The sequence below is a fragment of the Pseudoalteromonas sp. SG43-3 genome (genome assembly GCF_014164385.1).
Taxonomy (GTDB): Bacteria; Pseudomonadota; Gammaproteobacteria; order Enterobacterales; family Alteromonadaceae; genus Pseudoalteromonas; species Pseudoalteromonas distincta.
Window position 1 is genome coordinate 1 of the sequence record NZ_JACJFC010000069.1, and the last position, 770, is coordinate 770.

Consider the following 770-nt stretch of genomic DNA (forward strand, 5'->3'; position numbering starts at 1 on the left):
TGCTCAAGCGAATATCCCTTTCGTTGTTGCTAATCCCGTTAATATTAAACGTTTCGCAGGCGCTATTGGCCAAAAAGCAAAAACAGATAAACTTGATGCGCAACTCATCGCTCATTTTGGTGAAGCAATAAAGCCACCACTCTCTTCTTTAAAGCCAGAGCAGATGCGCTTGATGAGTGATTTACTTTCTAGAAGAAGGCAGTTAATGGATATGCAAACGATGGAGAAAAATCGTTCACAGATAATGCCAAAAACAATATCATCACTAATAAAACCTATCCTAACGGCATTAAAAAATCAGATTGAAAAAGTAGATTTGAAACTACAAAAACTCATCAAAGAATGTGACGAATATAAGGTCAAGAATGACATTATTCAAAGTGTGCCTGGCGTTGGGAATGTTGTCGCATTTAACTTACTTAGTGACATGCCTGAGCTTGGGTGTGTAAACAATAAAGAGGCTGCATCACTTGTTGGTGTTGCACCATTTAATCGAGAAAGTGGTGCTTATCAGGGTAAACGGATGATACGAGGTGGACGGCCAAAAATTAGAACCGCAATGTATATGGCAATGATGTCAGCTATCCAATGTAACCCTAAATTTAAAGCTATATATCATCGGCTAGTCGCGGCAGGGAAACCTAAAAAAGTTGCTATTATTGCCTGTATAAGAAAGCTTATAGTAATCATAAATTCTATGGTGAGGGATGGTGTCATGTGGGATCCTAAAATGGTTTGAAATTAGGAATTGACACCATAGTCACTTGTTA

At 38.3% G+C, this 770-nt stretch carries 1 protein-coding gene; it reads left to right on the top strand.

The annotated features are described in order from the left end of the window. The coding region (locus H5157_RS20620; RefSeq protein ID WP_182725418.1) for an IS110 family transposase at window positions 1-739 on the top strand (739 nt) is incomplete at its 5' end. Window positions 740-770: the final 31 nt, after the last annotated feature.